Origin of the sequence: Streptomyces venezuelae, assembly GCF_008642375.1 — a bacterium.
GTDB classification, from domain to species: Bacteria; Actinomycetota; Actinomycetes; order Streptomycetales; family Streptomycetaceae; genus Streptomyces; species Streptomyces venezuelae_G.
The window spans coordinates 5,865,175-5,889,869 of sequence record NZ_CP029194.1; the positions used below are offsets into that span (position 1 = coordinate 5,865,175).

27 protein-coding genes are annotated in these 24,695 nt (G+C 72.0%); 11 read left to right on the forward strand and 16 right to left on the reverse strand.

All coding sequences use genetic code 11. The features are described 5' to 3' along the window. The first annotated feature begins 48 nt into the window (after window positions 1-48). Both DEJ46_RS26880 and DEJ46_RS26885 read left to right on the forward strand, forming a co-directional pair. Window positions 49-1,446: a choice-of-anchor A family protein gene (locus DEJ46_RS26880; protein WP_150270387.1), complete on the forward strand. Its 1,398-nt coding sequence runs from the start codon at window positions 49-51 to the stop codon at window positions 1,444-1,446. Window positions 1,447-1,577: 131 nt separating this feature from the next. Next, the gene (locus DEJ46_RS26885; protein ID WP_150270389.1) at window positions 1,578-2,270 is read left to right on the forward strand and encodes a TerB family tellurite resistance protein; all 693 of its coding nucleotides are present in this window, start codon (window positions 1,578-1,580) and stop codon (window positions 2,268-2,270) included. 12 nt (window positions 2,271-2,282) lie between these two features. On the opposite strand, the gene DEJ46_RS26890 is transcribed toward DEJ46_RS26885, so the two are convergent. From DEJ46_RS26890 to DEJ46_RS26925, 8 genes are all read right to left on the reverse strand, one after another. Next, a complete protein-coding gene (locus DEJ46_RS26890; RefSeq protein ID WP_150270391.1) occupies window positions 2,283-3,656 on the reverse strand; it encodes an FAD-binding oxidoreductase in 1,374 nt (457 codons plus the stop codon). 94 nt (window positions 3,657-3,750) lie between these two features. Continuing rightward, the gene (locus DEJ46_RS26895) at window positions 3,751-5,511 is read right to left on the reverse strand and encodes a LuxR family transcriptional regulator (RefSeq protein WP_150270393.1); all 1,761 of its coding nucleotides are present in this window, start codon (window positions 5,509-5,511) and stop codon (window positions 3,751-3,753) included. Window positions 5,512-5,574: 63 nt separating this feature from the next. Beyond that, window positions 5,575-6,945, reverse strand: coding sequence for an FAD-dependent oxidoreductase (locus DEJ46_RS26900; protein WP_150270395.1), 1,371 nt, complete (start codon window positions 6,943-6,945; stop codon window positions 5,575-5,577). Window positions 6,946-7,082: 137 nt separating this feature from the next. After that, on the reverse strand, window positions 7,083-7,889 hold the full coding sequence (locus DEJ46_RS26905) for a hypothetical protein (protein WP_150270397.1): 807 nt from the start codon (window positions 7,887-7,889) through the stop codon (window positions 7,083-7,085). 57 nt (window positions 7,890-7,946) lie between these two features. After that, entirely contained in the window at window positions 7,947-8,948 is a 1,002-nt protein-coding gene (locus tag DEJ46_RS26910) for a CU044_5270 family protein (protein ID WP_190622907.1), read from the reverse strand. After that, window positions 8,945-9,574: an RNA polymerase sigma factor gene (locus DEJ46_RS26915; protein WP_150270399.1), complete on the reverse strand. Its 630-nt coding sequence runs from the start codon at window positions 9,572-9,574 to the stop codon at window positions 8,945-8,947. The genes DEJ46_RS26910 and DEJ46_RS26915 overlap by 4 nt, the downstream gene beginning before the upstream one ends. Window positions 9,575-9,691: 117 nt before the next feature. Then, entirely contained in the window at window positions 9,692-9,883 is a 192-nt protein-coding gene (locus DEJ46_RS26920) for a DUF397 domain-containing protein (RefSeq protein WP_150270401.1), read from the reverse strand. Continuing rightward, window positions 9,865-10,698, reverse strand: coding sequence for a helix-turn-helix domain-containing protein (locus tag DEJ46_RS26925; protein ID WP_150270403.1), 834 nt, complete (start codon window positions 10,696-10,698; stop codon window positions 9,865-9,867). Before DEJ46_RS26925 ends, DEJ46_RS26920 begins: the two co-directional genes overlap by 19 nt. Before the next feature lie 132 nt (window positions 10,699-10,830). On the opposite strand from DEJ46_RS26925, the gene DEJ46_RS26930 reads away from it, so the two are divergent. Continuing rightward, window positions 10,831-11,052, forward strand: a complete 222-nt coding sequence (locus tag DEJ46_RS26930) for a hypothetical protein (RefSeq protein ID WP_150270405.1) — start codon at window positions 10,831-10,833, stop codon at window positions 11,050-11,052. Continuing rightward, on the forward strand, window positions 11,049-11,264 hold the full coding sequence (locus DEJ46_RS26935) for a hypothetical protein (protein WP_055643552.1): 216 nt from the start codon (window positions 11,049-11,051) through the stop codon (window positions 11,262-11,264). The genes DEJ46_RS26930 and DEJ46_RS26935 overlap by 4 nt, the downstream gene beginning before the upstream one ends. Window positions 11,265-11,295: 31 nt before the next feature. On the opposite strand, the gene DEJ46_RS26940 is transcribed toward DEJ46_RS26935, so the two are convergent. Continuing rightward, window positions 11,296-11,916, reverse strand: a complete 621-nt coding sequence (locus DEJ46_RS26940; protein WP_150270406.1) for a maleylpyruvate isomerase family mycothiol-dependent enzyme — start codon at window positions 11,914-11,916, stop codon at window positions 11,296-11,298. Window positions 11,917-11,987: 71 nt separating this feature from the next. Here DEJ46_RS26940 and DEJ46_RS26945 point away from each other — a divergent pair, with 71 nt between their 5' ends. From DEJ46_RS26945 to DEJ46_RS26960, 4 genes are read left to right on the forward strand one after another with little or no spacing between them, the layout of a single operon-like run. Further along, complete coding sequence (locus tag DEJ46_RS26945; protein WP_150270408.1) at window positions 11,988-12,935, forward strand: LysR family transcriptional regulator; 948 nt, start codon at window positions 11,988-11,990, stop codon at window positions 12,933-12,935. After that, the gene (gene recO / locus DEJ46_RS26950) at window positions 12,932-13,681 is read left to right on the forward strand and encodes a DNA repair protein RecO (protein WP_055643554.1); all 750 of its coding nucleotides are present in this window, start codon (window positions 12,932-12,934) and stop codon (window positions 13,679-13,681) included. Before DEJ46_RS26945 ends, recO begins: the two co-directional genes overlap by 4 nt. Before the next feature lie 12 nt (window positions 13,682-13,693). Further along, window positions 13,694-14,518, forward strand: a complete 825-nt coding sequence (locus tag DEJ46_RS26955) for an isoprenyl transferase (protein WP_150270410.1) — start codon at window positions 13,694-13,696, stop codon at window positions 14,516-14,518. A gap of 20 nt (window positions 14,519-14,538) precedes the next feature. Next, window positions 14,539-15,045 (forward strand): YcxB family protein, encoded by a 507-nt coding sequence (locus tag DEJ46_RS26960; RefSeq protein ID WP_150270412.1) that lies wholly within the window; start codon window positions 14,539-14,541, stop codon window positions 15,043-15,045. Between the two features lie 59 nt (window positions 15,046-15,104). Here DEJ46_RS26960 and DEJ46_RS26965 read toward each other — a convergent pair whose 3' ends face one another. The 4 genes from DEJ46_RS26965 to DEJ46_RS26980 all read right to left on the reverse strand — a co-directional run bounded on the left by DEJ46_RS26965 (window position 15,105) and on the right by DEJ46_RS26980 (window position 18,345). Further along, complete coding sequence (locus tag DEJ46_RS26965; RefSeq protein ID WP_150270414.1) at window positions 15,105-15,515, reverse strand: Fur family transcriptional regulator; 411 nt, start codon at window positions 15,513-15,515, stop codon at window positions 15,105-15,107. Between the two features lie 80 nt (window positions 15,516-15,595). Further along, entirely contained in the window at window positions 15,596-16,489 is an 894-nt protein-coding gene (locus DEJ46_RS26970) for a metal ABC transporter permease (RefSeq protein ID WP_150270416.1), read from the reverse strand. Between the two features lie 30 nt (window positions 16,490-16,519). Beyond that, window positions 16,520-17,296, reverse strand: a complete 777-nt coding sequence (locus DEJ46_RS26975; RefSeq protein WP_150270418.1) for a metal ABC transporter ATP-binding protein — start codon at window positions 17,294-17,296, stop codon at window positions 16,520-16,522. Window positions 17,297-17,325: 29 nt separating this feature from the next. Next, complete coding sequence (locus DEJ46_RS26980) at window positions 17,326-18,345, reverse strand: metal ABC transporter solute-binding protein, Zn/Mn family (protein ID WP_150270420.1); 1,020 nt, start codon at window positions 18,343-18,345, stop codon at window positions 17,326-17,328. Window positions 18,346-18,522: 177 nt separating this feature from the next. Between DEJ46_RS26980 and DEJ46_RS26985 the strand changes: the two genes are divergently transcribed. Continuing rightward, window positions 18,523-19,905, forward strand: coding sequence for a glycine--tRNA ligase (locus tag DEJ46_RS26985; protein ID WP_150270422.1), 1,383 nt, complete (start codon window positions 18,523-18,525; stop codon window positions 19,903-19,905). Window positions 19,906-20,034: 129 nt separating this feature from the next. Here the strand turns inward: DEJ46_RS26985 and DEJ46_RS26990 are convergent, their stop codons facing one another. Both DEJ46_RS26990 and DEJ46_RS26995 read right to left on the reverse strand, forming a co-directional pair. Further along, window positions 20,035-20,625: a TetR family transcriptional regulator gene (locus DEJ46_RS26990; protein WP_150270424.1), complete on the reverse strand. Its 591-nt coding sequence runs from the start codon at window positions 20,623-20,625 to the stop codon at window positions 20,035-20,037. 16 nt (window positions 20,626-20,641) lie between these two features. After that, the gene (locus DEJ46_RS26995; RefSeq protein WP_150270426.1) at window positions 20,642-21,685 is read right to left on the reverse strand and encodes an aldo/keto reductase; all 1,044 of its coding nucleotides are present in this window, start codon (window positions 21,683-21,685) and stop codon (window positions 20,642-20,644) included. Between the two features lie 205 nt (window positions 21,686-21,890). Between DEJ46_RS26995 and DEJ46_RS27000 the strand changes: the two genes are divergently transcribed. Further along, window positions 21,891-22,082, forward strand: coding sequence for a DUF6243 family protein (locus DEJ46_RS27000; RefSeq protein ID WP_150270428.1), 192 nt, complete (start codon window positions 21,891-21,893; stop codon window positions 22,080-22,082). A gap of 50 nt (window positions 22,083-22,132) precedes the next feature. On the opposite strand, the gene DEJ46_RS27005 is transcribed toward DEJ46_RS27000, so the two are convergent. Next, complete coding sequence (locus DEJ46_RS27005) at window positions 22,133-23,590, reverse strand: MFS transporter (RefSeq protein WP_150270430.1); 1,458 nt, start codon at window positions 23,588-23,590, stop codon at window positions 22,133-22,135. Between the two features lie 110 nt (window positions 23,591-23,700). Here DEJ46_RS27005 and DEJ46_RS27010 point away from each other — a divergent pair, with 110 nt between their 5' ends. Further along, window positions 23,701-24,660, forward strand: a complete 960-nt coding sequence (locus DEJ46_RS27010) for a helix-turn-helix domain-containing protein (RefSeq protein WP_150270432.1) — start codon at window positions 23,701-23,703, stop codon at window positions 24,658-24,660. The last annotated feature ends 35 nt before the right edge of the window (window positions 24,661-24,695 follow it).

Below are 24,695 nucleotides of genomic sequence, written 5' to 3' on the forward strand. Positions count from 1 at the left end.
CACTCCCCCCACGCGCCCCCTTCGCACCTCCCTGACCTGGAGTTTCGCATGCGCACGACCGCTGCCGTGGCCGCTGTCCTCGCGGTGACCGGCACCGCCCTCGCCTGGGCCCCCGCCGCCTCCGCCACCCCCGCCACGTCGTGCGCGACGAACCCGCTCGGCACGGCCGGCCTCTACGCCGAGTTCGTCGAGAAGGACTCCGTCCGCCACTCCGACTCCGAGGGCGCGGTCGCGGTCGGCGGCGACGCCACCTTCGGCGACCCGAAGCAGCCCTCGGGCTTCTCCATCGGCCACAAGCTCACCGGCGCCGACCTCGCGAAGCTGCCCGGTGGTCACAGCCTCGTCGTGGGCGGCACCCTGTACGCGAACCAGGTCGTCCTCGACAACGGCACCGGCATCGCCGGCAAGGTCGTCGACCGCTCCACCCCGGGCCAGGGCTTCGGCGTCGACGGCGACAAGGTCGCGGAGGGCGCCACCCCGGCCTCCCCGGTCGACTTCGCCAAGGAGTTCGCGGACCTGCGGGCGCTCTCCACCGGCTGGGCGGGGGCCGCGCCCAACGGCACGGTCGCCGGCGACAAGGACGCCCAGGGCCTGTTCCTCACCGGTACGGACACCGAGCTCAACGTCTTCGCGGTGGACGCCGCCGACCTGGAGAAGGCCCGGGCGATCACGCTCAAGGTCCCGGCCGGCTCCTCCACCCTCGTGAACGTCCTCGGTGCCTCGTACGACATGAGCAGGAACGCCACCTACGGCGTCTACTACCAGGGCGCGGACGGAACGGCTCCGGTCATCGACGACTACCACCTCGCGAGCGAGGAGCACCGGCAGATCCGCTCCAGGCTGCTGTGGAACTTCCCGCAGGCCGAGAGCGTGAAGAAGAACTACACCTCCTGGCCGGGCACGATCCTCGCGCCGAACGCCAAGGTCGAGATGGGCGGCGCGAACATCGGCCCCGGTCACGTCAACGGCTCCGTCGTCGCCGAGGAGCTCGTCACCGTCCCCGGTGCCGAGACCCACCAGATGAACTTCACGGGCTGCCTCCCGAAGGGGCCCACGCCCGGCCCCGTCGTCACCCCCGAGCCGCCCACCCCGACGGAGACGCCCGTCCCCACCCCGCCCGCGACCCCCGAGCCGACCCCGAGCGAGGGCGGCGGGACGCCCACGACCCCCGCGACCCCGGGCGCCTCGGAGTCCCCGGAGACCTCCGCCTCCCCGTCGACGCCCGCCGGCACCCCCGAGGCCCCGGACACCGCCGCCACCCCGGGCACCCCGGGCGACGCGGCCACCGCCCCGGCCTCGACCCCCGCACCGTCCGCCACCCCGGAGGGTGATCTCGCGACGACCGGTTCGGCCATCGGACCCGGCACGATCGGTGCCGCAGCGGCCGCCGTCCTCGTCGGCGGAGGCTTCCTGGCCTTCGCAAAGCGTCGTCGCCGCGCCTCCTGAGGCCGCGCGGACGGTGTCGTGTCTCGGCCATCTCCACGGCGATCTGCTGACGGGGTGCTGACGCCACATCAAGGATGTGGCTAACATCACGCCAACGCCGGCAGTGCAGCCGGGCCGTTGAGGAGGTGCGTGTGCGGTCTGCCCGGAATTCACGTGGTGGGAAAGTGGGCGTCTGCGGAATCCGCACCTCCTGGAACACGGTCGGAGACGGCGAGTTCTTCTGCGAGGAGTGCGGCGGCGACCGGAACTACCGGCGGCGCACCGGCCGCCGCAGGTTCGCCGTCCTGGGCGTCCCGGTCCTGCCCAGGGGCTGTACGGGCCCCGTCGTCGAGTGCGCGGCCTGTCACACGCACTTCGGTACGGAGGTCCTCGACCGCCCGACGACGAGCCGCTTCTCGGCGATGCTCCGGGACGGCGTGCACACCGTCGCCCTGGCCGTCCTCGCGGCCGGCGGTACGGATTCCCGCGCGGTCCTCGACCGGGCCGTGAGCGCGGTCCGGTCCGCCGGCTTCGCCGAGTGCACGGCCGTCCAGCTCGTCGACCTCGTCGAGGCCCTGGAGGCCGACACCGGGCGCTTCATGCCCGAGGTGAACCCCGAGGGCAGTCTCCTCGCGATCGAGCTCCACGAGGCCCTGGAGCCGCTCACCCCGCACCTGGCGCCGGCCGGGCGGGAGTCGATCCTGCTCCAGGCGGCCCGGATCGCCCTCGCCGACGGCGTCTACAGCCCGACCGAGATGGAGGTCCTCGGGACCGTCGGGAACGCGCTCGCGCTCGCGCCCGACGACACCGTCCGCCTCCTCGCCTCGGCCCGGACCGTCCCCTAGGGCCCTGGAACCCTAGGGAACGATGTTCTGGTTGAGCCGGAACACGTTGTCGGGGTCGTACTGGCGCTTGACCGCACGCAGCCGGTCGAAGTTCTGCCGGTAGTTGGCCCGGACCCGGTCCTGGTCGTCGGTGTCCATGAAGTTCACGTACCCACCCTCCTCGGTGTGCGGGCGCAGCGCCTTGTCGTAGGCGCGGGTCCAGGCGATGTTCGCCTCCGCGTCCGCCGTGCCGGTCGACCAGGTCGCGCCGATGGAGTGCGAGAAGGCGGCGTCGCGGTAGGCGAACGCGGTCTCCTCCGGCCCCACCGCGTGGCAGGCCCCGTCGATCGGGAAGATCGCGGTGTCCGACTCCATCGACGGCATCGTCCCGCCGTACTCCATGTGCGCGTCGATCGCGCCGTCCGGGAGATCACGGCTGAAGTTGCCCTTCCAGTAGTGGAAGAGCCCCGGCGGCAGCTGCTCGTCGAAGAGGGTGTTGATCACCGGGTACGGCATCCGCTCCATGAACCGGCCGACGACCGGGCCGAGACCGTCGAGACGGGCGAGGACCTTCTCGTCGTCCGCCGCCGGGCCGCTGAAGCAGGTGAACGCGGCGCAGATCGGGCGGCCGTGCCAGCGCTCGGGCAGGAACGGTTCCTCGGGGCCGAGCGCGATCACCAGGATCGTGTTGAGCTCGACCGGCGCGTCCTCGATCATCCGCTGCCAGCCGCGGACCACGTCCGGGCCGAGCGGGTAGCAGGTCAGGCCGGCGAAGACGTCCGAGACCGGGTGCAGCCGGTACGCGAGCGAGACGGCGACCCCGAAGTTCCCGCCGCCGCCGCGCAGCGCCCAGAAGAGGTCCGGATGCCGCTCGGCGTCACAGGAGACGAGCCTGCCCTCGGCGGTCACGACGTCCGCCGCGATCAGGTTGTCGCAGCTCAGCCCGCAGCGGCGGGCCAGGTGCCCCATGCCGCCGCCGAGCGTGAGCCCGCCGATGCCGGTCGTCGAGACGACCCCGCCGGTGGTGGCGAGCCCGAAGGCGTGGGTGGCGTGATTGAAGTCGCCCCAGGTGGCGCCGCCCTCGGCCCGGGCCGTACGGGCCTCCGGATCGACCCGTACACCCCGCATGCGGGACAGGTCGACGACGAGGCCGTCGTCCACGGTGCCGAACCCGGCGACCGAGTGGGAGCCGCCGCGCACGGCGAGCGGGAGGGAGTGCTCCCGGGCGTACAGCACCGCCGCGATGACGTCTCCGGCGTCCACGGCGTGGACGACGACGGCCGGGCGGCGGTCGTGCAGGGCGTTGTAGACCCGGCGGGACTCGTCGTACGAAGGGTCGCCGCGGGTCACGACGGTGCCGCGCACGGCACCGCGGAGCGTGTCCAGGGAGTTGGCTGTGGTGGTCATGGTTCCGGTGTAGCCCGGGGGAGCGGCGCGGGGCATCGCCCGAACCGCCCATGTGGGGCGGTGGGCGGACATGGGCCGTTCGCACCAGAGCCGGTCAGACCACGTCGTGGGCGTACGCGTAGGCCGTCGCGGCTGCCCGGGAGCCCACGCCCAGCTTGGCGAAGATGTTGTTCAGGTGCCGGGAGACGGTGTGCTCGCTGATCACGAGCGCCTGCGCGATGTCCTTGTTCGTGCCGCCCCCGGCGACCAGCCGCAGGACCTCCGCCTCGCGGGCCGTGAGCCCGCCCGGCAGCCGCCGCCGCTTCCCGCCGGAGAGCAGCGCCGCCGCGCGCCGGGCGTCCGGCACGGCCCCGAGCCGCTCGAAGACCGTCCGCGCGGCCGCCAGCTCCAGCCGGGCCGCCTCCTCGTCGCCCACCGTCCGGTCGGCCGCCGCGAGCAGCATCCGCACCTGCGCGGCCTCGTACGGGACGCGGAGCTCCAGCCAGCCGGCGAGCGCCTGCCGCAGCAGCCGCAGCGCGGGGCCGGTCCGGGCCTCGGCCAGGGCGACCGCGCCCAGCGCCGTGTCGGCCGTCGCCCGCAGCAGCGGTACGTCCCCGGCCGCCAGCGCGTCCAGTTCCCGCGCGGCCCGGGACGCGCCCGGCACGTCCCGGACGGCGAGCGCCACCTCCGTACGGGCGGCGAGCAGCCGGGCCCGGCCCAGGAGGTCGTGGCGGGGGTCGCTCTGGCAGGCGAGCGCGAGGTCCACGCCCGCGACGGCGGCGTCCGCCCTGCCCTGCGCGAGGCGCAGCAGCGCGAGCCCCGGCTGCGGGATCCGGCCCAGCTCATGGGCGTGCGCGTACGACACGGCGGCCTCGTCGAGACGGCCCTGCCGCCGCTGGACGTCCCCGGCGGCGTAGAACGCGGCGGCGGCCGACTCCAGGCAGTCCACCGGCACCTCCCGGCATGCCTGCCGCGCCTCCTCCTCGGCGAGCGCCCAGGTCCCGAGGAGGTCGAGGACCTCGACGCGGTGGGCCCGGCAGACGCCCCGGAAGGGGTTCTCGCCGGAGGGGACGGCCATGGCCGCCGGCGCGGGCACGGTCGTGGACTCGTTCTCGTGCGCGGTCTCCGCCGGGCGGCCCGTCCACGGGGGCGTGCACCACTCCATCGCCGCGTTCGTCCACTCCACGGCCCGGCCGAAGTCCGCGGCCTCCATGCACTGGGTGAGGGCCAGGCAGTACAGCCAGCCCGTGAAGACGCTGCTCAGCTCGCCGGCGGTGACCGCGCACATCGCGTCGTCGAGCAGGGCGAGCGCCTCGGTCCTGCGGCCGTCGGCGAGGAGGACGGCGGACTCGGCCTGGCGGCTGAGGGCGACGAGGTCGGGGCTGGCGGAGCGGACGGCGAGGCGGGTCATCCGGCGGGCCGCGGCGAGGGCGGCGGCCCGGTCGCCGTGCTGCTCGGCCTCCTCGGCGTCCGTCCAGGCCAGGAAGCACTGCTCCGGGCAGGGCGGCTGGTCCTCCAGGTGGTGCCGGGCCCGGTGGAGCCAGCCGGCCGCCGCGGCGGGCCGACCGAGGCTGCGGTACTCGAAGTACAGCCACCAGGCGGCGAGCCCGGCGCCCCGGTGGTCACCGGCGGCGAGGAATGCGGCGTGGGCGCGGAGGCGGGCGGTGACGGACTCGTCGATGTGCCCCGACCACCAGGCGGCGTCGGCGAGCACGGACAGGTCGTCGGCGGTCAGCGCACGGGAGGGGTGCAGGTCGTGGGCGTGCAGCAGCGCGTACGCCTCGGCCCAGGACTCCCGCCCGGCCGCGTCCCGGGCGCGCTCGACGGCGTCGGCCGTCCGGGCAGTACCGGCGGTGTGCAGTGTGGGTGCGGACATGGCCTCGCCCCTTCCCGGTCCTTTCAGGGTAGGACCGGGAAGGGGCGAGGGCCCAGGGGGTGACTACTGGATGGCGCCGCTCGCGCGCAGCATGTCCTCGCGCTCGACGATCTTCACGCGCTCGCGGCCCTGCGGCTCGCCGAGCGCCTTCTCGGCGGCGTCCAGGGCGTACCAGCCCTCCCACGTCGTGTACGTGATGCCCTTGCCCTCCAGGAAGGACACGACCGCGTCCGTCTCCGGGGTCTCGGGCGTCAGCAGACGGCCGTTCGCGAAGTCGTCCAGGAGGTTCGCGACGGTCTCGTTCGCGTCGCCCTTGGTGTGGCCGATGAGGCCGACCGGGCCGCGGCGGATCCAGCCGGTGCAGTACGTGGAGGCCAGGTGCTCACCGGTCTCCTCGATGACCCGGCCGCCCTCGTCCGGGACGGTGCCGGTCGTGGTGTCCCAGGGGAGCTTGGGCAGCTCGTCCGAGAGGTAGCCGACGGCGCGGTAGACGGCCGAGACGTCCCAGTCGGTGGTGGCGCCGGTGCCCTTGACGTTGCCGGTGCCGTCGAGCTCGGTGCGCTCGGTGCGGAGGCCGACGACCTTGCCGTCCTCGCCGAGGATCTCGACGGGCGACTCGAAGAAGTGCAGGAAGAGCTTGTGCGGGCGGTCGCCGGCGTCGCGGATCGCCCAGTTCTCCAGGGTCTTCGCGACCATGTCGGTCTGCTTGTTCTTGCGCCGCTCGGCGATCGAGCCGTCGTCGTAGTCGATGTCCTCGGGGTTGACGATGACCTCGATCGTGGGGGAGTGGTCCAGCTCGCGCAGCTCCATGGGGCTGAACTTGGCCTGGGCCGGGCCACGACGGCCGAAGACGTGGATCTCGACGGCCTTGTTGACCTTGAGGCCGTCGTAGACGTTCGCCGGGATCTCGGTCGGGAGGAGCTCGTCCGCCGTCTTGGCGAGGATGCGGGCGATGTCGAGCGCCACGTTGCCGACGCCGAGGACGGCGACCTTCTCGGCCTCCAGGGGCCAGGTGCGCGGGACATCCGGGTGGCCGTCGTACCAGGAGGCGAAGTCGGCGGCGCCGTACGAACCGTCGAGCTCGACGCCGGGTATGCGGAGCTCGCGGTCGGCCATGGCACCGGTCGAGAAGATCACCGCGTCGTAGAACGACCGCAGGTCGTCGAGGTGGAGGTCGGTGCCGTACTCGACGTTGCCGAAGAGGCGGACCTGCGGCTTGTCGAGGACCTGGTGGAGGGCGTTGACGATGCCCTTGATCCGCGGGTGGTCGGGGGCGACGCCGTAGCGGATGAGGCCGAAGGGGGCCGGCATCCGCTCGAAGAGATCGATGGACACGCCCGGTGCGGCGGCGGCCTCGGACTTCAGCAGCGCATCGGCGGCGTAGATTCCGGCGGGGCCGGCGCCGACGATCGCGACCCGGAGGGGGCGGGGCATGACGGGATTCCCTTCGCAAGCGAAATGGCGGCGAAGCCGCCGACACTTAGGTCACCCTAAATAACAACACGCGCAAAGTGGTACCCGGGCCCGGTCTATGGACTCATAAGGCTCACTTATGACTTCTCAAAGCCGTCCTAGACCCCGCTCTCGGCGAGGGCGTCGGCCATCATGAAGGCCAGCGTCGCCGCGCCGAGCAGCGCGCACACGAGGAGGAACATCCCCGCCGCGATGCTGAGGCGCTGCATGAACCCCGGCTTCAGCGTGCAGACGTCCGCCGGGTCCTTCGGGTCGTAGGCGACCTCGACGTACGGTCCGTGGCTGAGGTGGGTCACGGTGCGGGTCATCCCGGTGGTGTCGACGTAGAGATAGGTCCCCGGCTCGTTGGACGGCCGGGCGAATTCCCTGACGCCGTGCTTGCGCACGCGCCGCCGGTGGATCCAGTCCGTCATCTCGTGGACGGCTCCCCCGAGGGTCACGGTCGTGAACAGCCCGATCATGACGGCGCCGACGGCGTAGCCCGCGTCTCCCGCGACCCCGGCGATCACGGACAGGACGACGACCGCCCCGAGGCACCCGAGCATGAACCACAGGGACCGGCGCAGGTGCTTCCGCTGCCAGCGGGTCTTCAGGGTCCTCAGGACGACCAGCGTGGCGCCGTCGACCTCCTCGTCCGGCTCAAGGGTCAGCGAGTTCACACCGTCGGCGAAGGCGGTGGCGGCGGCCCCGCTCACGCCGTCGATCCGGTGCACCACGGGCGTGGTCCCGGCGGGAGCCCGCAGCTCCACGGCGACGGACCCTCCCTCGGCCCGCACCCGGGCGACGGCCTCGCCGGGGATCGTGAGCTCCTCGCGGGGCCGCTCCAGGAGCAGCCCCCTGGGGACGGCGCTCAGGGTGGCGCCGCCGTGGCCCTTGAGGATGGGTATGGACGCGATGATCGACATGGCGTGATCGTAGGGGCGTGCCGACGCGCGTGAAAGTACCGTGAACGGCACCGGGTTCTACAGGGGTTGCCCGGCCCGGTCGACGACGCCGCTGCTGATGAGCGCGACGGAGGTCACGACGGTGCCGGCCTCGCCCCAGGCGCTGTCCTTCAGCAGGACCGTGCGCTCACCGACGAGACGCGCCGTGCTCCGGTCGAAGATCCACTCCGTGCGTTCGCCGTCGTGCACCCTGGCGACCGCCACTCCGCGGCGCCCGGCGGCGTCCACGGCGTCGGTGACGACGACGACCCCGGGAATGAGGGCGGCGGTGCGGTAGAGCGCGGCGGCGGTCGCAGGAGGCGTCACCGTGTTGCGCAGCAGATCGCCGATCATGACGAAGGCCTCCTGGTCCGGACCGGTCGTGGAGTCCGATCCGGCTCCGTGGTTCATCTCGGCGTCCTCGCGGATCAGCTTCAGCAGGGCCTCGGGGTCCGTCGGCAGGGCGGCGAGGAAGGCGTACGTGGGCGAGTGCAGACTGCCCCTCCCCGGGGCGTCGAGCAGCAGGTCGTCCTCGCCGCGCTTGCGCTGCAGGGTGCGCTTGCTGCCGTCCACCGACGTCCACTGCTCCATGCCCTGGTCCTCGCGCGAGAGCTCCATCCGGCCGACCCTGCCCTCGGACAGGACCGACGTGTGCCCGACCGTCCTGACGTACACGAACTGCTCGGCGCGCGGCGGCGCCTGGGGCTTCACCGCGGCGGCCAGGGCCGCACGCTCCAGCAGCTGTACGGACGCTGCCGACGCCGGCGGCCGGCCCTGCGGAGCGAGGGTGTTCCCGGATCCGAGGCCGAGGACGGCGACGGTCGCACCGGCGGCCACCGCCGTACCCAGGACGAGAACCGCGCGCCGCCTCGGGCGCGGCGCACGGCGGGGAGCCGCGGCCCGCGTCCGCAGGTCGACCTCGTCCAGGAAGTGCCGGCGGCGGGCGCTCAGCCGCCCGGGATCCGGCTCCGGAAAGGAAGCCGGCGGCAGGACCTGATGTGCAAGCTTCCGCTCGTACCGTTCCCGCTGTTCCGGATTCATCGCGTGCTCCTTCCGTGGGACGCGCGGGCTGCGGCCGCCCGGCTGTCAGGTAGGTGTCCGCTGCCGGTACGCGGTTCCACGGCCCGCACATCGGCCGCCAGCTCCTCGCCGACGAGCCTGCGCAGCTTCTCCCTCGCCCGGGAGAGCCGGGAGCGCACGGTGCCCACGGGAATCCCCAGAGCCTCGGCCGTCGCCGCGTATCCGAGGCCGGACCAGACGATCAGGGCGAAGACCTCGCGCTCGCTCCGCTTCAGGCGATGCAGCGCCCTGGCCGCCGCGACCAGCCGCTGCGTGTCGGCCAGCTGCCCGACCACCTCGTCCGCGAAGTCGGGCAGGGCTTCCGGGGGCGGCAGGCGGGACACCGCTGCCCGGTGCCGACGGGCCGCCCGGGCGGTGTTCCGCAGCACGTTGGTCGCGATGCCCAGCAGCCACGCCCGCACGCTCCTGACTTCCTCGCGCAGCTTGTCGCGCAAGCGCCAGGCCTCCAGGAACGTCAGCGACACGACGTCCTCGGCGAGGGCCCAGTCGCCCGTCGTCCGGACGGCATGGGCGTAGACCGCGCGCGCGTGCTGGTCGAAGATCTCGGCGAACGCGGCCCGGTCGCAGGACCGGACCCGCTCATTCATGGGGGACTCCACACCCGTATGTGTCCGCACGGGCAGGCCGGTTCCCGACTCTCCGCGCCGGATCCGGGACGCTGCCGGGCAGAGACGGCGTCAGCCCTTCAGGCGCGTGACGACCGGTCAGCCGATGCCGGTGACGAAGGCAGACCAGGCGGCGGCCGGGACGAGGAGGACGGGGCCGGTGGGGTTCTTGCTGTCGCGGACGGGGACGACGCCGGTGAAGTCGTACGAGACCTCGACGCAGTCGCCGCCGTCGCCGTTGCTGTAGGAGCTCTTGAACCAGTGGGCGTGGGTCAGGTCGTACTGGCGCATCGTCTATGGTCCTCCGCCGCCGACTCGATCAGGGACAGGGAGGCCTCCGGCGACAGCGTGGCGACCCTGAGCAGATCGTAGGCGCGCTGTGCCTGCTTCACCACTGCCGGATCGTCGAGGAGGGTTCCCGAAAACCCCGTCTCCGCATAGGCCGTTGGCGGCTGGTCGTCGAACTCCATGAGCTTGAGCGAGCCGGTCATGTGGGCGTGTGCGCCGACCGAGCGAGGCAGGACGGTCACCAGTGCTCGCCGCTCCCGGGCCAGCGTGGCGATGTGGTCGAGCGTCGCGGCCATCACGGCTGGGCCGCCCACGGGGGTGAGCACCGCGTTCTCGTGCAGGACGGCCCAATACTCCGGCCTTGTAGGGCCCCTGAGGACCGCCGCCCTGTCGGTTCGCGCGGTGACCTTCTCCTCGATGAACTCCTCCGTGGCGAACGGGTGCGTCGCCACCGTCACCGCCCGCGCGTACTCCGCCGTCTGCATCAGGCCCGGCACCACCGTCGGCGCGAACTCGCAGATCCTCGTCGCCACCGACTCCAGCTCCGCCACCTCGTGGAAATAAGAGGCGTACGGCGACTTGTTGATGAGTTTGCGTACCGTGCGTTCGAAAATACCGCCGGTTTGCAGGACCTCGTCGATTCTCTGCGCCACATCCAGCTGCGGCTTTCGAATTCCCTGCTCGAACAGTCCGATGTATCCGCCGGACACGAACACGCGTCCGCCCAGCTCGCCCTGTGAGAGACCCGAAGCCTCGCGGCGCTCCTTGAGGAGCTCCCCGAAGAACTCCCACGTCTCGTCCTGCTTGCCCTTGGCCATGGATTAACTCCCCAACCCTACGCCGCAGTTGTACGACCTGCGCATCTGCCGATTCTACGGATCCGGCCCCACCCTGGTGAGGCGAAGCGGGAAATGGATTCAGAAAGGCATACGTTGGTGAAGGAAGACATCATGAAGACGACCACGGGGGCCATCGAAGCCACTCAAGAGGCAGTGACGGAATTGCGCGCGGCGCTCGCGAGGGCGGGTATCACTCTCCCCTCGCTCGGGCTCGACGTCGTCACCCTCGCCGCCGACCCCCCGAGGCCGCTCGTGGAATTGGGATGCTGCACGGCGGAAACGGCGCGGCTCATCGCCGCCGCCCTACTGCCGGGGGAGGAGAACAGGACATGACGCTTCCCATCGGGTCGTACGTCGTGGAGATCCGTACCGGACGGGTCGGGAGAGTCATGGGGCACGAGGGGCCCTACGTCCAGATCCGCCCGCTCGGCGGCGGGCGCGAGTGGGACGTGGAGCCCGAGGGTGTGCGCGAGGCGACCTCGTCCGAGCGGCTGAGCGCCGCCACGGCCCACGTGAACGCGCGGAGCCGTGGGGAGGTGCCCTGAAGACTCCGCGCCACCGGCCGGGCGGTGCCCGTCACTCCGGCCGGTGGGGCGTGCGTCCGTACGCGAGCAGCAGGAGTTCCTGCGCGGGGCGGCTCACCACTCGGGAGCCCCGGGAGCCGGTCCCGTAGGACCAGTCCAGGTCCGTGGCCCGAAGGACCGCGCCGTCGAGGTCCGCCCCGAAGAAGCGCAGCGTCCGAGGAGTGACCGTCCCCAGCAGGATCCGCAGGCGCTCCTCGGGGATCCGGCGTCCGAGGCCGAGCGGGACCGTGATGTCCAGGCCGTGGATCACGTCGTGGCCCAGGGCAGCCGCCAGGCCGCCCACCGGCGGCTTCCAGGGATGGTCGGCGTTGTCCCGCAGGGCTGCCGCGAGTTCGCTCGGGGTGAGGGCGGCGGCGTCGCGGCGTGCGAGGCGGTCGGTCATCCGGTGCAGGTTGCCGCCGGCGCGGGCGAGTTCCAGGGCCGTCCTGCCGAAGGAGTACCGGAAGCCCATGCTCATGTGGCCGGCGACCTCCCGTACGCGCCAACCTCCGCACAGTGTCGGCGCGTCCCACTGCTCGTCGGTCAGTCCGTCCAGGACGTACGCGAGTTCGCGCCGCTCCGCCGCGATCTCCGTCCGTATCCGCGCCCGCATCTCCGCCGCCGTGGTCTCCATGGCCACCAGCGTGGCGAAGGGCCTGCCAGAAGTCCAAGAGCGGGTTCTTCTCCTCACTAGAATCACCGGTTATGGAGCTTCGCCAGCTGCAGTACTTCCTCGCCGTCGTCGAGGAGGCCAACTTCACCCGCGCCGCCGCCCGCCTCCATCTCGCGCAGCCGGGCGTGAGCGCGCAGATCCGGCAGCTGGAACGGGAGCTCGGGCAGGCGCTCCTCGACCGCTCCGGCCGGACCGTGACCACGACCGCCGTCGGTGAAGCGGTCCTCCCCTTCGCGCGGGCGGCGCTCGCGGCCGTCGAGGGGCTGCGGCGGACCGTGGACGAGTTCTCCGGGCTCGTCCGGGGGCAGGTCGCGATCGGGCTCGTGTCCGGCGCCGCCGTCGAGGAGTTCGACGTGGCCGCCGTCCTGGCCGACTTCCACGACGACCACCCGCAGGTCGAGATCTCCCTCACCGAGGACACCTCGGAGCGGATGCTCACCGCTCTGCGCCGGGGCGAACTCGACCTCGCCGTGATCGGCCTCGCCGACGACGAGCCCCCGCAGGGTGTCGACCTCCAGGTCCTCGTCGACGTACCCCTGATCGTCGCGGCGGCTCCGGACGACCCGCTGCTCGCCACCGCCGAGGGCGGCCGGACCGCACTCCCGCTCACCGCGCTCGACGGCCGTCCCCTGATCAGCCTGCCGCGCGGCACCGGCCTGCGCGGTGTGCTGGAGCGTGGCTGCGCCCGGGCGGGCTTCCGGCCGCACGTCGCCTTCGAGGCCGCCGCCCCGCTGCTCCTCGCGCGGCTCGCCGCCCGCGGCCTCGGGGTCGCCGTCCTCCCGGAGCTCCCGCCCGGGGCGGCGGCCGAGCTGGGGCTCCGTACCCTTCCCCTCGCCGAACCGGACCTTCGCGGCCGGGTCGCCCTCGTCTGGCCGGCGGACGGCCCCGCGGCACCGGCGGCCGCGGCCCTCCTCGCCCGGATGCGGAAAGCGTTCCCCGCGGTCGGAGCGCCCCCGTCGTACGCGAGAATGGGCGCATGAGTCTGTTCCGCGACGACGGCATCGTGCTGCGCACCCAGAAGCTGGGTGAAGCGGACCGCATCATCACGATCCTCACGCGCGGTCACGGGCGCGTACGCGCCGTGGCGCGCGGGGTGCGGCGGACCAAGTCGAAGTTCGGGGCGCGGCTCGAACCGTTCTCGCACGTGGACGTGCAGTTCTTCGCCCGGGGGAGTGAGCTGGTCGGACGCGGGCTGCCGCTCTGCACGCAGAGCGAGACGATCGCCGCGTACGGCGGCGGGATCGTCACCGACTACGCCCGGTACACCGCCGGCACGGCCATGCTGGAGACGGCGGAACGGTTCACCGACCACGAGGGCGAACCCGCCGTCCAGCAGTACCTGCTGCTGGTCGGAGGCCTGCGGACCCTCGCCAGGGGCGAGCACGCACCCCACCTCATCCTCGACGCCTTCCTCCTCCGCTCGCTCGCCGTGAACGGCTACGCGCCGAGCTTCGACGACTGCGCGAAATGCGGACTCCACGGCCCGAACCGGTTCTTTTCGGTCGGGGCGGGCGGGGTCATATGCGGCGACTGCCGGGTGCCCGGAAGCGTCGTACCCTCTGCGGAGGCCATCGGCCTGCTCAGCGCGCTGCTCACCGGCGACTGGGCGACGGCGGACGCGTGCGAGCCGCGTCACGTCAGGGAGGGCAGCGGACTCGTGTCCGCCTATCTGCACTGGCACCTGGAGCGCGGCCTGCGCTCCCTGCGGTATGTAGAAAAGAGCTAGGAGAGACCACCCATGGCCATCGCACGACTGCTCGGTCGCCAGCGCCGGGAGTACAGCACCCCCGAGCCGCACCCCTCCGGTGCCCGCCCGCCGAAGCTCCAGCCCGAGTTGGTCCCGGAGCACGTCGCGATCGTCATGGACGGCAACGGCCGCTGGGCCAAGGAGCGCGGCCTGCCCCGCACCGAGGGCCACAAGGTCGGCGCCGAGCAGGTGCTCGACGTCCTCCAGGGCGCGATCGAGATGGGCGTCGGATCGATCTCGCTCTACGCCTTCTCCACCGAGAACTGGAAGCGCTCGCCCGAGGAGGTGCGCTTCCTCATGAACTTCAACCGCGACTTCATCCGCAAGACCCGCGACCAGCTCGACGAGCTCGGGATCCGGGTGCGCTGGGTCGGCCGCATGCCCAAGCTGTGGAAGTCGGTGGCCAAGGAGCTCCAGGTCGCGCAGGAGCAGACCAAGGACAACACCAAGCTCACGCTCTACTTCTGCATGAACTACGGCGGTCGCGCGGAGCTCACGGACGCGGCGCAGGCGCTGGCGGAGGACGTGAAGGCCGGCAGGCTCGATCCGGCGAAGATCACCGAGAAGACCATCCAGAAGTACCTGTACTACCCGGACATGCCGGACGTGGACCTCTTCCTGCGCCCCAGCGGCGAGCAGCGCACCTCCAACTACCTGATCTGGCAGAGCGCGTACGCCGAGATGGTCTTCCAGGACGTGCTGTGGCCGGACTTCGACCGCCGCGACCTGTGGCGAGCCTGCGTCGAGTACGCGTCCCGCGACCGCCGCTTCGGCGGCGTCGACCCGGCGGACCTGGCCGTCCTCGAAAAGGCCTGAGCGGGAGCGGGGGGGACGGGATGGAGCTCGTGTACACGCCGACGCGCGAGGACCTCGTCGACGCGGTGCGGGTGCAGCTGCGGTACGGCCTGTTCCGGTGGCTGCGGTGGGTGCTGCCGGCCGCGGCCGTGCTGGCGTTCCTGACGGTCGGCCTGATGCTGACCGGCCCCGGCGGGGCGGAGACGGGGCCGCTGGCGCTGATGGTGTCGCTCGGCCTCGTCGCAGCCGTCCTCGTGCCCGCGATGCCGCGGCTCGTCGCCCGGCTGATGTTCCCGATGATCGAGCGGCAGGGGGAGCACCGGGCGAGCGTCGACGAGACGGGGGTCCGCTGGGTGACCGGCCAGAGCGAGGTCGTGGGCCGCTGGCAGCTGATGGCCCGGTACGCCGAGACGCCGACCCAGTTCGTCCTGCTCTCCGCGGACAAGAGCGGCGCGGGCGTGGGCGCGCTGCCCAAGCGGGCCTTCGCCGACCCCGCCGACGTGGACCGGCTCCGTACGCTCCTGGACCGGAACGCCGCCCGCGTGTGACGTACGACGAAGGGCCCGCACCGAATCGTGTCGGTGCGGGCCCTTCGTCGTACGTCAGCTCACTTCGCGGCGCAGTCCGCGCACGTGCCGAAGATCTCGACCGTGTGCGCCACGTTCACGAAGCCGTGCTCCGAGGCGATCGTCTCGGCCCACTGCTCCACCATCGGGCCCTCCACCTCCACGGCCTTGCCGCAGAGGCGGCAGACCAGATGGTGGTGGTGGTCGCCGGTCGAGCAGCGGCGGTAGACCGTCTCGCCGTCGCTCGTGCGCAGCGCGTCGACCTCGCCCGCGTCCGCGAGGGACTGGAGCGTCCGGTAGACGGTGGTGAGGCCGACCGAGTCGCCGCGGTGCTTGAGCATGTCGTGCAGCTCCTGGGCGCTGCGGAACTCGTCCACCTCGTTCAGCGCCGCCGACACGGCGGCCCGCTGCTTGGTCGAGCGGCCTCGTACGGGGGGTCCTGCCGTCACCACGGGGGCCTCCTTGAATGCTTGTCTGCCCCCGCCATTCTGCCAGCCCCCCGTGTGCCCGCGGTCGGACCTCGTACCGCCGCTCAGACCTTCACGTCGTCGCTCGGCCGAGGGCGCGGCGGCTGCGGTGCGTCGCAGCTCTCCGCGCCCGCCTCGGCGGCCCGGGCCCGCCGCTTGGCGAGCGGGGCGGCCAGGAGCGTCAGCAGGACGAAGACACCGATCGCGTACAGGACGATCGTCGCGCCGGGCGGGACGTCCTGGTAGTACGAGGTGGCCGTGCCCGCCAGCGTGACCGTGATGCCGGTCGCCACGGCGAGGACGAAGGTCGTGCGGAACGACTTCGACAGCTGCTGGGCCGCCGCCACGGGCACCACCATGAGCGCGCTGACGAGCAGCAGGCCCACGACCCGCATCGCGACCGTGACCGTGACCGCGGCCGTGACCGCGATGAGCAGGTTCAGGGCGCGCACCGGCAGGCCGGTGACCCGGGCGAACTCCTCGTCCTGGCTGACGGCGAAGAGCTGGCGGCGCAGGCCGACCGTGACCAGGACCACGAAGGCCGCGAGGATCGCGATCGCGGTGATGTCCTCGGACGAGACCGTGGAGAGCGAGCCGAAGAGGTACGAACTGAGGTTGGCGTTCGAGCCGGTCGGCGAGAGGTTGATCAGCAGGACGCCGCCGGCCATGCCGCCGTAGAAGAGCAGCGCGAGCGCGAGGTCGCCGCGGGTCTTCCCGTACGCCCGGATCAGCTCCATGGCGACCGAGCCGGCGATGGCGACCAGCGTCGCCATCCAGACCGGGCTGGAGTTCAGCAGGAAGCCGAGGCCCACGCCGGTCATGGCGACGTGGCCGATGCCGTCGCCCATCAGCGCCTGGCGGCGCTGGACGAGGTAGATGCCGACGGCGGGCGCGGTGATGCCGACGAGCACGGCCGCGAGGAGCGCGCGCTGCATAAAGGCGAGATCGAGCATTTCCATGATCAGGTCAGCTTCCCAGGGTCGGCTGTCTCAGGTCAGCAGACCCGTACGGAGCGGCTCACCGGCCGCGTGCGGATGGACGTGGTCGTGGCCGGGCAGCGCGTGCTGCCCGACGGCCTCGGGCGGCGGGCCGTCGTGGACGACGCAGCCGTCGCGGAGGACGACCGCCCGGTCGATCAGCGGCTCCAGCGGGCCCAGCTCGTGCAGGACGAGGAGGACGGACGTACCGCCCGCGACCTGCTCGCGCAGGGTCGCCGCCAGGATCTCCTGGCTCGCGAGGTCCACACCCGCCATCGGCTCGTCCATGATCAGCAGCTCGGGCTCGGAGGCGAGCGCCCGGGCGATCAGCACGCGCTGGTGCTGGCCGCCGGAGAGCGCGGAGACGGAGTCCTTCGCGCGGTCGGCGAGACCGACGAGCTCGATGGCCGACTCGACGGCGGCCTTGTCGGCCTTCGTCAGCCAGCCGAACCGGCGGCGGGAGAGCCGGCCGGAGGCGACGACCTCGCGGATGGTGGCGGGGACGCCGCTGGCCGCGGTGGTGCGCTGCGGGACGTAGCCGACGCGGGACCAGTCGCGGAACCGCTTCTGCTCCGTGCCGAACAGCTCGATCCGGCCGCCGGTCAGCGGCACCTGGCCGATGACGGAGCGGACGGCGGTGGACTTGCCCGAGCCGTTGGCACCGAGCAGGGCGACGACCTCGCCGCGGCGGACGGTGAGGTCGACGCCCCGGAGGACGGGCCGGGCGCCGAGGGTCGCCGTGGCTCCGCGGACGGAGATGACGGGTTCCGGATCCAGTTCCTGGGCCATGGCTCGTGCCTCCTGCTGCGCTGCTGTGGTCACTTCGCGCCGAGGGCCTTCTTCAGCGCGGCGAGGTTGGACTGCATGACCTCGATGTAGTCATCGCCCTTGGACTTGTCCGTGATTCCCTCCAGCGGGTCGAGCACGTCGGTCGTGAGACCGGTGTCGCCCGCGAGGGTCTTCGCGGTCTTGTCGCTCGCGAGGGTCTCGAAGAAGACGGTGGAGACCTTGTCCTTCTTCGCGATGTCCTGGAGTTCCTTGATGCGGGCGGGGCTCGGCTCGGACTCGGGGTCGATGCCGGTGATGCCCTCCTGCTCCAGGCCGTACCGCTCGGCGAGGTAGCCGAAGGCGGAGTGGGTGGTGATGAAGGTCCTGGTGGTGGTGTTCTTCAGGCCCGTCTCGAACTGGTTGTCCAGATCGCCGAGCTTCTTCACCAGGGCGTCGGTGTTCTTCTTGTAGTCCGCCGCGTGGGCCGGGTCGGCCTTCTCCAGGGCGGCTCCGACACCCTTGGCGACCTCGGCGTACTTCACGGGGTCGAGCCAGATGTGCGGGTCGGTGCCGGCCTCGGTGCCGTGGTCGTGGCCTTCGTGGCCGGCTTCCTCGGCGCCGTGCTCCTCGCCGTGCGCGGCGTGCTCCTCGGCGGACTCGCCCTCGTGCTCGTGGCCGACCTCGGTGCCGTGCGCTTCGAGCGTCGTGAGGGTGGCGGCGTCGACGGTGTTCTTGACGCCGGCCTGGGCTATGGCGTCGTCGACGGCGGGCTGGATGCCCTTGAGGTAGAGGATGACGTCGGCCTCGCCGAGCTCGCCGATCTGCTTCGGCTTGAGCTCCAGGTCGTGCGGCTCGACGCCGGGCTTGGTGAGCGTGTCGACGGAGACGTGGCCGCCGCCTATCTGCTCGGCCAGATACTGCATGGGGTAGAACGACGCGACCACGTCCAGCTTGCCGCTGCTCCCCTTGTCGGCGGCGTCGGAGGTTCCGGCGCAGGCGGACAGGGTGACGAGTCCGAGCGCGACGGCTCCGGTGACGGCGGTGGCGGGTATCAGTCGACGTACGTTCATGACACTCATTTTCAACAAAACTGGAAACGATTGTCAATTGTCGTATGTGTGGTCCGGCCCACGCGGGCCCCGCGCCCGGACCTCTCGCTCCCCGCCACCGGACCGATTTGATGCGGGGGGTACGGGCGCCGGTAACCTGTGGCATTCGCACTTCGTCGTCGTAATGAAGAGAGCACCGTGGCCGCCGACAAGATCGACACCATCGTCAGCCTGAGCAAGCGCCGTGGCTTCGTCTACCCGTGCAGTGAGATCTACGGCGGCCAGCGTGCCGCCTGGGACTACGGACCGCTGGGTGTCGAGCTCAAGGAGAACCTCAAGCGCCAGTGGTGGCGTTACATGGTCACCGCGCGCGAGGACGTCGTCGGCATCGACTCGTCGGTGATCCTGGCCACCGAGGTCTGGGAGGCCTCCGGTCACGTCGCCACCTTCACCGACCCGCTGACCGAGTGCACCTCCTGCCACAAGCGCTTCCGCGCGGACCACCTGGAGGAGGCGTACGAGGCGAAGCACGGCCGCCTCCCCGAGAACGGCTTCGCCGACCTCAACTGCCCCAACTGCGGCAACAAGGGCACCTTCACCGAGCCCAAGCAGTTCTCCGGCCTGCTCTCCACGCACCTCGGCCCGACCCAGGACACCGGCTCCGTCGCCTACCTGCGTCCCGAGACCGCCCAGGGCATCTTCACCAACTTCGGCCAGGTCCAGCAGACCTCGCGCAAGAAGCCGCCGTTCGGCATCGGCCAGATGGGCAAGTCCTTCCGGAACGAGATCACTCCGGGCAACTTCATCTTCCGCACGCGCGAGTTCGAGCAGATGGAGATGGAGTTCTTCGTCAAGCCGGGCGAGGACGAGCAGTGGCAGGAGTACTGGATGGAGCAGCGCTGGAACTGGTACACGGGTCTGGGTCTCCGTGAGGAGAACATGCGCTGGTACGAGCACCCGAAGGAGAAGCTCTCCCACTACTCGAAGCGCACCGCCGACATCGAGTACCGCTTCCAGTTCGGCGGCAACGAGTGGGGCGAGCTGGAAGGCGTCGCCAACCGCACCGACTACGACCTGAACGCCCACTCCAAGGCCTCCGGCGCCAACCTCACCTACCTGGACCAGGAGTCCGGCGAGCGCTACACGCCGTACGTCATCGAGCCCGCCGCCGGTGTCGGCCGCGCGATGCTGGCCTTCCTCCTCGACGCGTACAACGAGGACGAGGCCCCCAACGCCAAGGGCGTCATGGAGAAGCGCGTCGTGCTGAAGCTCGACCCGCGCCTGGCCCCGGTCAAGGTCGCCGTCCTGCCGCTGTCCCGCAACCCGCAGCTCTCGCCGAAGGCCAAGGGCCTCGCGGCGGACCTGCGCCAGAACTGGAACATCGAGTTCGACGACGCCGGCGCCATCGGCCGCCGCTACCGTCGCCAGGACGAGATCGGCACCCCGTTCTGCGTGACCGTCGACTTCGACACCCTCGACGACAACGCGGTGACCGTGCGCGAGCGCGACACCATGAAGCAGGAGCGCGTCTCCCTCGACCAGATCCAGAGCTACCTGGGCAGCCGCCTGCTCGGCTGCTGAATCTGATCGCAGACACGGGAAAGCCCCCGGTTCCGTCCTCGGAACCGGGGGCTTTCCCGTGCGCGTCGGGGCCGTGACCGTCTTGGGGCGTGCCCGTCAGGGGGGCGTGACAATCAGGGTGCGTGACCGTCAGGCCCGCAGTGCCCGCTGTACCAGGGAGACCACCGCCGTGAAGGCGTCCTCGACGTCCGGGGCCGACCAGTCGGCGGCGTGGGCAGGGTTGTGGAAGCGGTCCGTGGCGTCGAAGACCGCGCGGGCCGTTGCTTTGGCGTCCGTCTCCGGGGCGGCGAACAGGCCCTCGGTGCGGCCGTCCGCCAGGATGCGGGCGATCTGCTCGACGAGGTGGTCCTCGTGCCGGTCGACGACCGCGCTGTTCTCGCCGATCAGGACCTGGAACGTCGCCATCAGCTCCGGGTCGCCGCCCGCCTTGCGGCGCTTCAGCGTGAAGAGGGCCGTGAGCCAGCCGGTCAGCCGCTCGTCCGCGGGCTCCGCGCCCTCGACGTACGGCCGCAGCGCGACGATCGTCCGCTCCAGCCACCGCTCGGTGACCGCCTCACGGAGGGCCGCCTTCGTGCGGAAGTGGCGGTAGACACTGCCGTGACTGACGCCGAGCACCCGGGCCACGTCGACGACGGTCGCTTTCGCGGGGCCGTAGCGCCGGAGCACCTCCTCGGTGGCTTCGAGGATGCGCTCTGCGGTCAGGGTCTCGGTGGCGGCCATGGAATGACAGTACCTGTCAGTGCTCGCTGTCCAGGTGGGCCATCTGCGCGGCCGGGTAGCGGTCGCCGGAGGCGGCGCCCGCCGGGACGGCCTCCTCGATCGCCGCGAGGTCGGCGGCGTCGAGGGTGACGTCCAGGGCGCCGAGCGCCTCCGCGAGCCGGTCCCGGCGCCGGGCGCCGACCAGCGGGACGATGTCCGCGCCCTGGCGCTCGCCCTGGGCGAGGACCCAGGCGATGGCGGTCTGCGCGACCGTGACGCCCTTCGCCTCGGCGAGGGACCGCAGACGGTCCACCAGGTCGAGGTTCCGGTGGAGGTTGTCGCCCTGGAAGCGCGGGCTCATGCCCCGGAAGTCGCCCGGGGCCAGCTCGCGGTCCCGGGCGAAGTGGCCGCTGATCAGGCCGCGCGACAGCACTCCGTACGCCGTGATCCCGATGCCCAGCTCGCGCGCGGCCGGGAGGATCTTCTCCTCGATGGAGCGGGAGATCAGCGAGTACTCGATCTGGAGGTCCGCGATCGGGGCCACCGCCGCCGCCCTGCGCAGGGTGTCCGCGCCGACCTCGGAGAGGCCGATGTGCCGGACGTGGCCCGCCTCGACCAGTTCGGCGATGGCGCCGACGGTCTCCTCGATCGGCACGTCGGGGTCGACGCGGGCGATCCGGTAGATGTCGATGTGGTCCGTGCCCAGGCGCTGGAGCGAGTACGCCGCGAAGTTCTTCACCGCGGCCGGGCGGCCGTCGTACCCGGTGAAGCCGCCCTCGACCGTGCGCAGGGCACCGAACTTCACGCTGGTCAGGGCCTGCTCGCGGGCGGCGGCGGGGGCACTGCGCAGGGCTTCGGCGATCAGGAGTTCGTTGTGCCCCATCCCGTAGAAGTCACCCGTGTCGAGCAGGGTCATCCCGGCGTCCAGCGCGGCGTGGATCGTGGCGATCGACTCGGCGCGGTCGCTCTCCCCGTACAGCGCGGACATGCCCATGCAGCCGAGACCGAGGGCGGAGACCGCGGGGCCGGTGGTGCCGAGCGGGCGGGTGGGGACGGGGGCGGGGTTCTGGTTGCTGGTCATGGAACAACCATGGCATGAGCGATGACAGATTTCAATATTTGTCATTTGGATGGTGGGTGGCGGTGGGTGGTGGTGCGAAAAAGGGGTGCCGCCCTCTTGGTGCCGGGGTAGCGTCAGCGGCATGTCTCTGTTCTTCCAGATCTACGAGTGAGCGCGCCGCACAGGCCGTCCGACCACCGCACACCTCACTGATTGGGAGAACCCCATGGGCAAGAGCCGGAACGACCTCCTCGGTGTCGGCGGACAGCGGAAGAAGCTGTCCCGCGCCGACCAGCACGGCACCGGACGGGGCCGCGGCACCGTCCGCCGCACGGCCGACGAGCAGAAGCAGGAGCTCCTGAAGAAGATGCGCGAGCGCGCGCAGGGAGCCGGGGCCGCCGAGAGCGGCCAGGAGTAGCGTCGCCGACGGAAAGGGCCCGGGGTGCCGACATCCCGGGCCCTTTCCGCTCACCTCAGGAGTTTCGGGAGTCGCAGCGCGAGTACCGCCGTCACCAGCGCCATCGCGAGCTGGAGGAGCAGCGTCACCGTGAGGGCCGTCCCCGAGTCCGGGCCGGCCGCGGACAGGCTCAGGAAGAGCGTGCCGAGGGTGGCGACGCCCAGGGTCAGCGCCGTCTGCTGGGTCGTCACCAGGACCCCGCTGCCCACACCCGCCCGCTCCGCCGGCACCTCCGAGAGCACCACCCGGAAGAGCACCGGAAGCTGGAGGCCCTGCCCGAGTCCCGCGAGCGCCATGCCCGGAAGCAGGCTGCCCACCGAGAGGTCCGGCCAGGAGCGCCAGGCCGTCAGGGCGAGCAGCCCCAGGCCGAGGGCCTGGAGCAGGGCGCCCGCAGGAACCACCCGGGTGCCCCAGCGCCGTACGAGCCGGGGACCCGCCAGCGAGGCGCCGAAGAAGGCCACCGCCATCGGGACGAGCGCGAGACCCGAGGCCACCGCCCCCAGGCCCAGGCCCTGCTGGAGCGCCACCGCGATCACGAACATGAAGCCGCCGAAGCCCCCCGACAGCGGCAGGACCAGGAGCAGCCCGCGCCGCAACGGGACCAGTCCGAGCAGGCTCGGCGGGACCAGCGGGGTCTTGCCCCGGGCCTCCGCCCGCCGCTCCACCCGCCAGAAGGCGGCCGCCGCGAAGGGGAACACGGCGAGCGAGACCCAGGTCCACAGCGGCCAGCCGGCCGTACGGCCCTCCGTCAGCGGGGCGAGCAGGGTGAGCAGCGCGACCGCGAGGAGCAGGGTGCCCCGTACGTCGACCTGGGCCGGCCGGTCCGAGCGGGTCTCCGGCACGGTCCGCAGGGCGAGCAGCAGGCCCACGACCGCCACCGGAACGTTCACCAGGAAGACCGACCGCCAGCCCGAGCCCGCGAGGTCGGCGGCGACGAGGACGCCGCCCAGGATCTGACCGGCCACCATCGACAGGCCGGCGGTCGCCCCGTACAGGCTCAGCGCCTTCGCGCGGCGCGGTCCCGTCGTCGAGGCGTGGATGGTCGCGAGCACCTGCGGCAGCATCAGCGCCGCCGCCGCGCCCTGTGCCACCCGGGCCGCGACGAGGGTCCACGCGTCCGGGGCGAGCCCGCAGGCCAGCGAGGTCAGGCCGAAGGCGGTCATGCCGGCGAGGAAGAGGCGCCGGCGTCCGAAGAGGTCGCCGAGGCGTCCGCCGAGGACGAGGAGGACGGCGTACGACAGGCCGTATCCGGCCACGATCAGTTCGAGGAGCGAGGGACCGGCCGCCAGGTCCCGGCCGATGGACGGCAGGGCGACGTTGACGATGAAGAAGTCGATCAGCGGCAGCGCCGCGCCGAGGAGGACGGTGAACAGGCCCAGCGGGCCGAGCGACGCGGGACCGGGGCCGTGGGCGGGGGTCGGTGCGCCGGCTCGGGCGGAGGTGGATGTGGAGGCGGAGGTCGAAGTCACGCCTTCGACGATCCGCCCACCCTCAGCCTGGTACCAGAGTCTTCTTATCCTGGTACAAGTACTACCTGGCAACCGGTCGGCAAGCCCGCCACCCTGGAGGAGTGACGATCATGACGACGCCCGTGGCGGCGGCTTCCTCCGTGACAGAGGCTCCCTCCGCGGCAGTGGCTTCCTCCGTGGCGGAGGCCCCCTCCGGGGCTGCGGCTTCCCCCGGGGCCCGGCGGCACGAGCTCGCCGCCTTCCTGCGCAGCCGCCGCGAGCGGATCACCCCCGAGCAGGTCGGCCTCCCGCGGGGCCGCCGCCGTCGGACCCCCGGCCTGCGCCGCGAGGAGGTCGCGCACCTCTCCGCCGTCGGCGTCACCTGGTACACCTGGCTCGAACAGGCCCGCGACATCCAGGTCTCCCCGCAGGTCCTCGACGCCCTCGCCGACGCGCTGCTCCTCGACCCGACCGAGCGGACCCACCTCTTCGCCCTCGCCGGGCAGTCCGACCCGCACCCCGGGACGAGCTCCCCGGCCGTCACGCCCGCGCTGCGCCGGATGCTCGACCAGCTGGAACCGCTGCCCGCCGCCGTCCAGAACAGCCGCTTCGACTTCCTCGCCTACAACCGCACCTTCGGGCGGCTCTTCCGCGACCTGGACTCCCTGCCCCGCGAGGACCGCAACTCCCTCTGGCTGGCCTTCACCGACGCGGACTTCCGGGCCGCCGCCACCGACCTGCCGGACCTCCTCCCGATCCTCGCCGGGAAGCTCCGCGCCGCCATGGCCGAGCACCTGGCGGAGCCCGCCTGGAAGGCGCTCGTCCAGCGGCTCGAAGGGGCCTCGCACGAGTTCCGGGAGATCTGGGCCCGGCACGACGTGGTCGCCCCGGGCGGGCGCACCAAGGTCATCCACAACGCCCTGGTCGGGGTGCTCCGCTTCGAGCACACCAACCTGTGGCTCGGCCCGACCGCCGGTCCGTGCCTCGTGACGTACGTCCCCGTGGACGAGGCGACCCGGGCGGGCGTCGAGCGGCTCCTCGCGCTGGTCACCGAGGGGGCGGTGGCGGGGGAGGGAGCCGCGCGCGTGTGAGCTCCGGCATGTGCGGATAGTACGGCTAACTAATG

Bases quoted from the DNA above. Each gene is read 5' to 3' on its own strand.
- DEJ46_RS26880 (WP_150270387.1), top strand. From the start codon at position 49: ATGCGCACGACCGCTGCCGTGGCCGCTGTCCTCGCGGTGACCGGCACC.
- DEJ46_RS26890 (WP_150270391.1), bottom strand. From the start codon at position 3,656: ATGACCACCACAGCCAACTCCCTGGACACGCTCCGCGGTGCCGTGCGC.
- DEJ46_RS26895 (WP_150270393.1), bottom strand. From the start codon at position 5,511: ATGTCCGCACCCACACTGCACACCGCCGGTACTGCCCGGACGGCCGAC.
- DEJ46_RS26900 (WP_150270395.1), bottom strand. From the start codon at position 6,945: ATGCCCCGCCCCCTCCGGGTCGCGATCGTCGGCGCCGGCCCCGCCGGA.
- DEJ46_RS26905 (WP_150270397.1), bottom strand. From the start codon at position 7,889: ATGTCGATCATCGCGTCCATACCCATCCTCAAGGGCCACGGCGGCGCC.
- DEJ46_RS26910 (WP_190622907.1), bottom strand. From the start codon at position 8,948: ATGAATCCGGAACAGCGGGAACGGTACGAGCGGAAGCTTGCACATCAG.
- DEJ46_RS26915 (WP_150270399.1), bottom strand. From the start codon at position 9,574: ATGAATGAGCGGGTCCGGTCCTGCGACCGGGCCGCGTTCGCCGAGATC.
- DEJ46_RS26920 (WP_150270401.1), bottom strand. From the start codon at position 9,883: ATGCGCCAGTACGACCTGACCCACGCCCACTGGTTCAAGAGCTCCTAC.
- DEJ46_RS26925 (WP_150270403.1), bottom strand. From the start codon at position 10,698: ATGGCCAAGGGCAAGCAGGACGAGACGTGGGAGTTCTTCGGGGAGCTC.
- DEJ46_RS26930 (WP_150270405.1), top strand. From the start codon at position 10,831: ATGAAGACGACCACGGGGGCCATCGAAGCCACTCAAGAGGCAGTGACG.
- DEJ46_RS26935 (WP_055643552.1), top strand. From the start codon at position 11,049: ATGACGCTTCCCATCGGGTCGTACGTCGTGGAGATCCGTACCGGACGG.
- DEJ46_RS26940 (WP_150270406.1), bottom strand. From the start codon at position 11,916: ATGGAGACCACGGCGGCGGAGATGCGGGCGCGGATACGGACGGAGATC.
- DEJ46_RS26945 (WP_150270408.1), top strand. From the start codon at position 11,988: ATGGAGCTTCGCCAGCTGCAGTACTTCCTCGCCGTCGTCGAGGAGGCC.
- recO (WP_055643554.1), top strand. From the start codon at position 12,932: ATGAGTCTGTTCCGCGACGACGGCATCGTGCTGCGCACCCAGAAGCTG.
- DEJ46_RS26955 (WP_150270410.1), top strand. From the start codon at position 13,694: ATGGCCATCGCACGACTGCTCGGTCGCCAGCGCCGGGAGTACAGCACC.
- DEJ46_RS26960 (WP_150270412.1), top strand. From the start codon at position 14,539: ATGGAGCTCGTGTACACGCCGACGCGCGAGGACCTCGTCGACGCGGTG.
- DEJ46_RS26970 (WP_150270416.1), bottom strand. From the start codon at position 16,489: ATGGAAATGCTCGATCTCGCCTTTATGCAGCGCGCGCTCCTCGCGGCC.
- DEJ46_RS26975 (WP_150270418.1), bottom strand. From the start codon at position 17,296: ATGGCCCAGGAACTGGATCCGGAACCCGTCATCTCCGTCCGCGGAGCC.
- DEJ46_RS26980 (WP_150270420.1), bottom strand. From the start codon at position 18,345: ATGAACGTACGTCGACTGATACCCGCCACCGCCGTCACCGGAGCCGTC.
- DEJ46_RS26990 (WP_150270424.1), bottom strand. From the start codon at position 20,625: ATGGCCGCCACCGAGACCCTGACCGCAGAGCGCATCCTCGAAGCCACC.
- DEJ46_RS26995 (WP_150270426.1), bottom strand. From the start codon at position 21,685: ATGACCAGCAACCAGAACCCCGCCCCCGTCCCCACCCGCCCGCTCGGC.
- DEJ46_RS27000 (WP_150270428.1), top strand. From the start codon at position 21,891: ATGGGCAAGAGCCGGAACGACCTCCTCGGTGTCGGCGGACAGCGGAAG.
- DEJ46_RS27010 (WP_150270432.1), top strand. From the start codon at position 23,701: ATGACGACGCCCGTGGCGGCGGCTTCCTCCGTGACAGAGGCTCCCTCC.